The sequence below is a fragment of the Spirillospora sp. NPDC049024 genome, from assembly GCF_040649235.1.
GTDB lineage: Bacteria > Actinomycetota > Actinomycetes > Streptosporangiales > Streptosporangiaceae > Spirillospora.
On the sequence record NZ_JBEZFD010000010.1, the window covers coordinates 168350 to 177741 of the forward strand.

Annotated in this window: 4 protein-coding genes and 1 pseudogene; 4 read left to right on the plus strand and 1 reads right to left on the minus strand. The window is 74.4% G+C overall.

From position 1 onward, the window contains the following. Positions 1–11: 11 nt before the first annotated feature. The 3 genes and pseudogenes from AB0C21_RS20310 to AB0C21_RS20320 all read left to right on the plus strand — a co-directional run. Complete coding sequence (locus tag AB0C21_RS20310; RefSeq protein ID WP_500205966.1) at positions 12–932, plus strand: glycosyltransferase; 921 nt, start codon at positions 12–14, stop codon at positions 930–932. Beyond that, positions 929–2113, plus strand: a complete 1185-nt coding sequence (locus tag AB0C21_RS20315) for a glycosyltransferase family 4 protein (RefSeq protein WP_500205968.1) — start codon at positions 929–931, stop codon at positions 2111–2113. The genes AB0C21_RS20310 and AB0C21_RS20315 overlap by 4 nt, the downstream gene beginning before the upstream one ends. Before the next feature lie 63 nt (positions 2114–2176). Next, positions 2177–5380 (plus strand): annotated as a pseudogene (locus AB0C21_RS20320) (alpha-(1->3)-arabinofuranosyltransferase domain-containing protein); the annotation flags it as partial. 1078 nt (positions 5381–6458) lie between these two features. Here the strand turns inward: AB0C21_RS20320 and AB0C21_RS20325 are convergent. Then, a complete protein-coding gene (locus AB0C21_RS20325; RefSeq protein WP_500205970.1) occupies positions 6459–7667 on the minus strand; it encodes an acyltransferase family protein in 1209 nt (402 codons plus the stop codon). Positions 7668–8048: 381 nt separating this feature from the next. Between AB0C21_RS20325 and pgfA the strand changes: the two genes are divergently transcribed. Further along, the gene (gene pgfA / locus AB0C21_RS20330; RefSeq protein ID WP_500205971.1) at positions 8049–9173 is read left to right on the plus strand and encodes a cell envelope lipid trafficking protein PgfA; all 1125 of its coding nucleotides are present in this window, start codon (positions 8049–8051) and stop codon (positions 9171–9173) included. Positions 9174–9392 lie beyond the last annotated feature (219 nt).

Consider the following 9392-nt stretch of genomic DNA (forward strand, 5'->3'; position numbering starts at 1 on the left):
TGTAGGCCCTGATGGGGACCTGGCGTGACCGGCCGGCGCTCCTGGAGATCGTCGTCCCCGCCCACAACGAGGCCGACCGGCTTCCGGCGGGGCTCGATCTGCTGTGCGCCAAGCTCGCCGCGCTGCCGGTGCGGGCGGCGGTCATCGTCGTCGACAACGCCAGCACCGACGGGACGGCCGGGATCGTCGAGGCCTGGGAGGGGCCGGTCCCCGTCCGGCTGGTGCGCTGCGAACGCCGGGGAAAGGGAGCGGCGGTCCGGGCCGGACTGCTCGAAACACGGGCCCCTTACGTGGGGTTCATGGACGCCGATATGGCAACAGACCTCGCCGCGCTGGACGAAGCCATCGTCCTGCTGCGCGAGGGCCGCCCGGTCGTGGTCGGGTCAAGGCGCCACGGTCGGTCGGTCGTCCAGGGGTACGCGCTGCCCCTCAGGCGCCTCGGCGCCATCACGTTCAACCGGATCGTCCGCGACCTCGTGGGCGGCATCCCCGACACCCAGTGCGGGTTCAAGTTCTTCTACGGCCCGCTGGGGCGGGCCGCGGCGGCGGACCTGCGCACGGTCGGCTTCTCGTTCGACGTCGAGCTCCTCGCCCACTGCGTCCGGCGGGGGGCGTCGGTCACGGACATCCCCGTGATCTGGCGCGACCGTCCGGGGTCGACGTTCTCGGTTCGGCGGCACTCGCTGCAATGCCTGCTCGACCTGATCCGGATCCGGGCGCGCGCCGGATTCCGGCTGCCCTTCGTGCCGGTGGTGTCGAACATCCCGATCGTCCCGCTCAGGGCGGCCCTGGGGGAGCCGGTCCCGGTGCCTGTCGCCCTGGCGGAGCCCCTGGCCCTGGCGAACTCGACCACCCTGGCGAACCCGGCCGCTCTCTCGAAGCCGGGCGCCCTGCCGGAGAACGCCTCCACGTCGCGCGCGAAGACGGGATGAGCGAGAAACTGCGGCTGGCGGTCGTCAACTGGCGGGATCCCAGGCATCCCGCCGCCGGCGGCGCCGAGCGCTACGCCTGGGAACTGGCGCGCAGGTTCGCCGGTGAAGGAGCCCGCGTCCACTACGTGACGAGCAGGGCGCCGGGGCAGAGGCGCAGGGAACGGGTCGAGGACGTGGAGTTCGTGCGTCTCGGCGGCCGTTTCACCGTCTACCCCCTCGTGCTGCTGTGGATGCTGGGGTTCCGCCTGGGGCGGGGACGCTTCGACGCGGTCATCGACTGCCAGAACGGCATCCCGTTCTTCACGCCGTGGGTTCTGCCACGGCGCGTACCGGTGTTCTGCGTCATCCACCATGTGCACGACGCCCAGTTCGGTTTGTACTTCCCCCGATGGCTCGCATGGATCGGCCAGATCCTGGAGGGCCCGGTGAGCTGCTGGACGTACCGGCGGCATGCGTTCGTGGTCGTCTCGCCGTCCACGCAGCGCGCCGTCAGGGAGCGACTGGGCTGGACGGGGCCGACCCACGTCGTCCATAACGGAACGGTGGTCGCCGAACCCGATGGCGTAGTCGCAGAGGCCGCCGGGGATCCTGACCTCGTCTGCGTGACCCGGCTCGTCCCGCACAAGCGCCTCTCCTTGCTCCTCGACCTCGCCGCGGACCTCGCAGAGACCCATCCAGGGCTGAGGCTCCACATCGTCGGGGACGGCCCTGAAGCGGGCGCGCTCGCGGCCGGGATCAAAGACCGCGGCCTGGAGAAGATCGTCGTCGCCCACGGCTACGTCCCCGAGAACGTGAAGGCGGCCCTGGTCGCCCGCGCCGACCTGCACCTCAGCACGTCCCAGGGCGAGGGCTGGGGACTCAGCATCATCGAGGCCGCGGCGCTCGGCGTCCCGACCGTCGCGCACGACGTGGACGGCCTGCGCGACGCCGTCCGCGACGGGGCCACCGGATGGCTCGTCCGAGCGGGCGACGACCAGGCCGACGTCGTCCGGCGCGCCCTCAAGGACCTGGCCGACCGCACGGAGCGCGATCGGGTCGCCACGGAATGTCAGAGGTGGGCGGCAGAGTTCGACTGGGCGCACACCGCAGCCCGGATGCGGGGCCTCATCGACTCCGCGGTCCGGGGCGATCCGGGCGGCGCGCGGGGCGACCGAAGGTACGGTGACGAGCACCCTGGCTGACGTCCGGGGCAGCACCCGGGGAGCAGGGCCCCGGGGACCACAGGAGAGGGGCAGAGGGCGAGCATGGCCGTGGGAGAGGCGAATCCGCCCCGCGCCGGCGCGTCCCGCCGACCCGCGCCGGACGGCCCGGACATCGCGGGCCGCGTGCGGGAGCGGCTGCGCGTCCTCGCGTGCTGCCTCGCGCTGACCGCGCTCGCGTTCGGCACCCGGCCCGGCGCGATCCTCGCCGACACCAAGATCGACATGGCGGTGAACCCGCTCGGGTTCCTCGGCCGCGCCCTGCACCTGTGGGACCCGGAGCAGTTCGGCCAGCTGCAGAACCAGGCCGTCGGCTACCTCTTCCCGATGGGGCCGTTCTTCGCGCTCGGCGACGTGGCCGGGATGCCCGCCTGGATCACCCAGCGGTTCTGGCTGGCGCTGCTGATGTGCCTGGCGTTCCTCGGCACCTGGCGGCTCGCGGGGCGGCTCGGCATCGGCGGCGCCGGCGGCGTCGGCGGTCCCTCGACCGCGGGCGGGCCCGGGCAGGGCGCCCGCCTGTTCGCGGCGATGGCCTACGCGCTGGCCCCCAACGGGCTGGCCACGCTCGGGCAGATCTCCTCGGAGTACCTGCCGGTCGCGATGCTGCCCTGGATCGTCCTGCCGCTGGTCGGCGCGGCGACCGGGGAGACCGGGCGGCTCAGGGCCGCGGCCGCGTCGGGGCTCGCGATCGCCTGCTGCGGCGGCATCAACGCGACCGCGACCGTCGCCGTGCTGGTCGTCCCGGTCGTCTACGTGGTGACGCGGCCGCGCGGGTCGTTCCGGGCGCGGATGCTCGCGTGGTGGTCGCTGGGCGCGGGCGCGGCCACGGCCTGGTGGCTCGTCCCGCTCCTGCTCACCGGGACGTACGGGTTCTCCTGGCTGACCTACACCGAGAAGGCCGAGACGACGGCGGGGCCGACCGGCCTGGTCAACGTGCTGCGCGGCGCGGAGCGCTGGGTCAACTACCTGGTCGTGGACGGGCAGGTCTGGGCGCCGGTCGGGCACGGCCTGTCGCTCGGCCCGGCGGCGATCGTCTGCACGGGCCTCGCCGCCGCGCTCGGCCTCGCCGGGCTGCTGAGCCGGCTGCTGCCCGAGCGCACGTTCCTGCTGCTCACGCTGCTCGCCGGGCTGGCGATCCTGTCGACGGGCCACATCAGCGACGTGCCGAGCCCGTTCGCCGGGCAGCTCCGCGACCTGCTGGACGGCCCGCTCGCCCCGGTGCGCAACCTCCACAAGTTCGACGCGGTCGTCCGGCTGCCGCTCGCGCTCGGCCTCGCCCATCTGATCGTCGCGGCGGCCCGCCGCGCGCACCCGGCCGACGGCACGCGCAGCCCGGGCGCCGAGGCCGCGCCCGCGTTCGGTTTCCGGCCCGCCTCGCTGCTCAGCCTGCCGGTGGCCGCCGCCGTCGCGCTCGGCGGCATCGGCCTCACGGCCGCCTCGAACGGCCTGACCGGGTCGGGCGAGTTCAACGAGGTGCCCCGCTACTGGCGGGACGCGGCGACCTGGATCAACGCGCGGGCCGGGCGGCAGGGCGTGCTGGCCGTCCCGGGCGCGCCGTTCGGCGAGTACCTGTGGGGCCGCCCGATGGACGACATCGTCCAGCCGCTGCTGTCGGCGCGGTGGGGCGTCCGGCAACTCGTCCCGGCCGGGTCGCCCGGATACACGCGCGCGCTGGACGCGATCGACCAGCAGGTCAGGTCCGGGCAGGGGTCGCCCGGCCTGAGCGCCTTCCTCGGCCGGATGGGCGTCCGGTACGTCCTGGTGCGCAACGACCTGCGGCGCGAGACGCTGCGCGGCGCCTGGCCCGCCCGCCTCCACCAGGCGCTCGCCGACTCGCCGGGGATGCGCAGGGTCGCCGCGTTCGGCGCGCCCGTCGGGGGAGCCGCCGACGACGCGGTGAGCGCCGTGGACCAGAAGTACCCGGCGCTGGAGGTCTACGAGGTCGGCGGCGCCGCCGGCGTCGCGAACCTCGCCGACGCCGCGAGCCCCGTCCGCGTGTACGGAGGGCCGGAGTCGCTGCTCGCCATGGCCGACGGCGGCGTGCTCCCCGACGGGCCCGTCCTGCTCGACGACGACGCGGCCGACCTCGGCGGCGCCCCGGTCGTGACCGACTCGCCCCGCCTGCTGCGCCGCAACTTCGGGGAGCTGCACCAGACGTCCCCGACGCTCCCCGCCGCCCGCAAGGGCGAGGCCGCCGACGTCCTGGACGAGGGCTGGAAGCGCTACACGACCCACGCGACCTACGGCGGCGGCGTCCGCGACGTCACCGCGTCCACGTCGGCCGCGGGCGACGACGCGGTCCCGCAGGCGCGCAAACCCGAGGCGACCCCGTTCGCCGCGCTCGACGGCGACCAGTTCACCGCCTGGCGGACGGGCGGCTGGAACGGACCGGTCGGGCAGTGGCTCCGCGTCGACTTCGACAAGCCCCGCGAGGTCCCGAGCCTCACCGCCACGTTCCTCCAGGACGCGTCCCTCGGCCCCGCCGTCGCGCGCGTCGCCGTCGAGACCGAGAACGGTTCGGTGCGGCAGGACGTCCAGAAGATCGCGACCGGGCAGCTGCTCCGCGCGCCCGCCGGCCCGACCCGCTGGCTTCGGCTGCGGATCCTCGCGCTGGCCTCCGAGCCGGCCGTTCCCGGCTTCGCGCACGCGGCCGTCACGGAGCTGTCGATCGGCGGGGTGCGGCCCGCCCGCACGTACACGATGCCCGCACCCGCCGGTTCCCGGGGGCCCGCGACATACGTGATGAGCCGGGCGCCGGGAGCGGCGGGGGAGTGCGTGAAGGGCAACCGCCGCTGGGTGTGCTCGCCGTCCCTGGGCTCCGGCGACGAGGAGGGGGACGGGTTCGACCGGACGTTCACCGCCGCGGTCGCGGGCAGGGCCGCCGTCACCGGCACCGCCGTGCTCACCGACCGGCGGCTCATCGAGCGGTACACCGCCGCCCGCGGCCGCCCGGTCGTCGCCGCCGGGTCCACGCTGTCCGACCACCCCGCCGACCAGCCCCGGTCGGCCTTCGACGGCGACCCGCAGACGTCCTGGATCGCCGGGGAGAAGGACGAGGCGCCCACGTACACCGTCCGGTGGAAGGGGCGCAAGCAGCTGTCCGCCGTCACGGTCACCCGCCCGCCCACCGCGTCGGGACCGCTGCGCATCCGGGTCGAGGGCGAGAACGGCCAGGTCCGCGAAGGGCTGTCGGACGCCCAGGGCAGGCTGACGTTCGCCCCGATGGCGACCGACCGGCTGACGTTCACCTTCTTCAGGGAGACGCAGGCCCAGCCCATCCAGGTGGTCGACCTCGCCATCCCCGGAGTCAGCCCGCTGCCGGACGTCCGCGCCTTCCCGCTGCGGCTGCCGTGCGGGTACGGCCCGAAGCTGCGGATCGCCGGCGGCGCCGTCCAGACCGTCCAGACCGTCCAGACCGTCCAGACCGTCCAGACCGTCCAGACCAGGGCGACCGGCACGCTCGGCGACCTGCTCGCGGGCCGGCCGCTGCGGTTCAGCGCGTGCACCCCGGCCGCGCTGCGGGCGGGCCAGAACCGGCTGGCCTCCGCGCCGTTCGACCCCTACCGCCTCGACACGGTGACGGTCGGCGCGAAGCCGGGCGGGGCGGCGGTCCGGGCGCCGCAGGAGGTCAAGATCCTCGACTGGGGGCCCAGCGCGCGCAGACTGGAGGTCGACGCCGCCGCCTCCTCGTTCCTCACCGTCAACGAGAACTTCAACGCAGGGTGGCGCGCGACGGTCAACGGCACCGAGCTGCGCGCCGTCCGCCTCGACGGATGGAAGCAGGGCTGGATCGTCCCGCAGGGCACCAGCGGCGTCGTCGAGCTCGCCTACACGCCCGACCGGGCGCAGCGCATCGCCGTCGTATCCGGCCTCGCCCTGCTCCTCGTCCTGCTGGTCGCCGCGTTCTGGCCGGGCGGGCGCGGCCGCCGGCGACGCCCGTCCCCCCGCGCCCTCGTCGCCGGGACGGGCTGGCCCGCGTGGGCGGCTCTCGGTCTGGCCGCCGCGCTCGGCGGCTGGATCGCGGGGGTTCCCGGCCTCGCCGTCACGGCCGCCGTCGCGGCCGTCTGCGGCTGGGCCCGCACCCGCCGCTCCGCCGTGCCGCGCGCCCTCGCCTCGCCGTGGCCGGTCGCGCTCGCCATGCTCGCCGGGGCGGGCTGCCTCGCCGCGGGCGTCCGGCTCGACCTGCTCGACAACCCGGCGTCCCCGTCCGGACCGGTCGGCGACATCGCGCCCCAGCTCCTCGGGCTCGTGATCGTGGGCAGGCTGGCGATCGAGCTGTGGCGGCCCAAGCCGCCCGGCGGCGGCGAGTCCGGCGGTCGGATCTCGCTCAGCTGGACGGCGCCGCAGGGTCCGCCGGACGGGACGGGGCCCGGCGGCGGGTCAGCCGCTGGACCGGCCACTCCACCAGGTAGTAGCTCAGTGCCCCCGCTGCGATGGTCGCCGCGGCCAGCAGCGGCAGATCCGTCAGAACGCTCCCCCGGAAACCCCGGCCGGTCGCGTCGTACCAACCGACGATGATCGGGAGTTGCCACAGGAAGACGCCGTAGGAGATCCGCCCGAGGAACCGCATCACCGGGTTCCCGAGCATCGGGCCGAGCGCCGGGTGCCCCGGCGGGGCGAGCACCACCGGCGCCACGAACGCCGCCGCGCACAGCCCGAACACGATCAGGTGCAGCAGGGACGTCCAGAAGACGTCCGGCTTGAGGCCGATCGGCCCGGCCGCGGGCGTCGCCGCGACCACGTACAGCATCACCGCCGCGGCCCAGCACGCCGCCCACGAGTCCGACACGGCGCGGCACACCGCGGCCACGGGACGGCGCTCGTCCAGCCGCGCCCACACCGTCACCACCGCGAGCGCCATCCCGATCGCGAACCAGACGAAGTACCGCGGAAGCCAGACCCCCATCCTGGAGTGCCATTCCGGGACGAACATGGAGACGGTCCAGGGCAGCGACAGCGCCGCGTAGACGCCGATGGCGACGAGGAGCCGCCGGGCGCGGACGCCGACGTCCCGGGCGCGCGTCCGGCGCGCGTACCAGGAGAGGACCGCCGCGGTGGCCGGGAGCGTGACGTACCAGCCGACCTCGACGACGAGGCTCCACATCTGGCCGAGATGCGCGGGGCCGAGGTCGCCGGGCCACCACGGGTCGGGCAGGTAGGTCTGGGTCAGCGTGAGCAGCGAGATCCAGGTCACCGGGTCGGCGGCATGGTCCCGTCCGGCCGTGGCCATGAAGACCGCGACCACGGCCCAGTACGCGGGCATGATGCGGAACACGCGCCGGCGGAGGTACTCGGCCGTCCGCGGGACGGGCCGCCCGTCCAGCACGGCGGCCGCCCACGGGCGGTAGAGCAGCAGCCCCGAGAGCGTGAAGAAGATCGGCACGCCGACCTGGCCGCCGTTGAACAGCCACCCCATGCCGTTCGGGTCGGTCACGGCCCCGGCCGCGCTCGCGACGTGGAAGACGAGAACGGCGAGTGCCGCCACGGCCCGGACCCCGTCCAGGGTGTCCTGATGCCCCGAGATGGGCGGCGCCACAGCACCCCCGTCCCGGCGCTCACCCCGCCTGGAGGGCGCCGCCGCCATCCCCACCCCACCCTCCGTGCCGTGTCGTTCTTGCGGTGCCGTGTCACCCGAGCAGCGCCGAGCCGTTGTGTCGTACCGTGCCATGTCACCCGAGCCGTGCCGAGCCGTTCGTCCCGTTCTTGCTATGCCGTCCGTGCCGAGCCGCGTCGCTCTTGCGGTGTGGTGCGGTGCCATGCGGGACCGGGGGCCTTGAGAGGCCGCCAAGGTAACGGGGAGCTTACCGACCAGTACACACGTCCGGTAGGGTGACCCGGACATGCTGGAGGTGCGGGGCCCACGGCACGGCTGGGGCCCCCGCCCGCCGTGAGAACGACGGCAGCCCCGGAGGTGTTCATGCGGCGACCGGTCGGCCTGGTCCTGATCGGCCTTGGCGCGTTCTTCCTCACGCTCGCGCCGCTCGTCCGTTTCTATGTGGCCGACCAGGTGGTCGTCGCACCGCTGAACCGCTACCAGGTGACGAGCCTGGAGTCGAAGGACTCCACGTACTTCGACGAGGCCGAGCGGAAGTTCAAGTCCGGCGTGACCCTGCTGGCCAGGAACACCGTGCGCGGCGACGTCCGGGCCAACGAGGGCAACGACAAGATCGCCGTCTGGGACTCCACGACCAACATCTACAACCAGGACAAGCCTGACAAGCCCGTCCAGATGCAGGGCTTCCGGATCGCCTTCGACCGCCGGACGGGCGTGCTGACCAATTGCTGCGGCACCAACGTCGACGGCGACAACGGCGTCCGGATGTCGGGGTACGGGCTGCTGTTCCCGGTCGCGAACGTGCACAAGCGGGACTACCCGTTCTTCGACATGACGACCAAGCAGACGGCGCCGATGCAGTTCAACGCCGTCGAGAAGGTCCACGGCCTGACGACGTACCGGTTCACCCAGACGATCCCGCTGACCAAGACGGCCGCGCTGGACGCCAAGCTGCCGCCGAAGATGCTGGGCCTGCCCGACGACGCGGGCGACCAGAAGGTCGACCGGTACGCCGAGGCCTACAACACCGTCTGGGTCGACCCGCGCACGGGCATCCCGGTCAAGCACCGCCAGAACATCCGCAGCAGCGTCCGCACGCCGGACGGCAAGGGCTCCATGATCGTCGCCCAGGCCGACCTCATCACCGTCGACAAGGACCAGAAGGCCCTGGTCGACATGGCGAACGGCGAGGCCCTGAAGATCGACATGGTGCGCAGCTACATCCCGGCCGCCGGCGTCCTCCTCGGCCTGGTCCTGCTGTTCGTCGGCGGCTACCTCGGCATGGCCCGCCGCGAGCCCCCGCCCCTGGCGGCCCCGCGCCGCCCCGACGGCAAGTTCGGCGACATGACCCCGCCAGGCCCGCCCAAGCCCCCGTCCCCGCCCGCCGCCCCCGCGGCCCAGGCCGACCCCACCCCCCAGCCCCGCCGCACACCCCCCACCAGCCAACGCCAGCAACGCAAGGCCGCCGGCCCCGCCAAACGCCGCTGACCCCCTCCCGCCGCAAGGCTGGCCACGGCCCGCGCTGCCCTCCCGTCGGCTTGCGTCGCCGTCCGGGCCCCGACGGGGCCTATGCCCCCGGCCGCCGCAGGGCCCCGAGCGGCCAGCGCCGGCAACGCAAGGCCGCCGGCCCCGCCAAACGCCGCTGAGTCGCCACGACACCCCTCCCGCGCGTCACCTCACCACACAGCCCGCCCGTCGCCCCGTGCT

Bases quoted from the DNA above. Each gene is read 5' to 3' on its own strand.
- AB0C21_RS20310 (WP_500205966.1), top strand. From the start codon at position 12: ATGGGGACCTGGCGTGACCGGCCGGCGCTCCTGGAGATCGTCGTCCCC.
- AB0C21_RS20315 (WP_500205968.1), top strand. From the start codon at position 929: ATGAGCGAGAAACTGCGGCTGGCGGTCGTCAACTGGCGGGATCCCAGG.
- pgfA (WP_500205971.1), top strand. From the start codon at position 8,049: ATGCGGCGACCGGTCGGCCTGGTCCTGATCGGCCTTGGCGCGTTCTTC.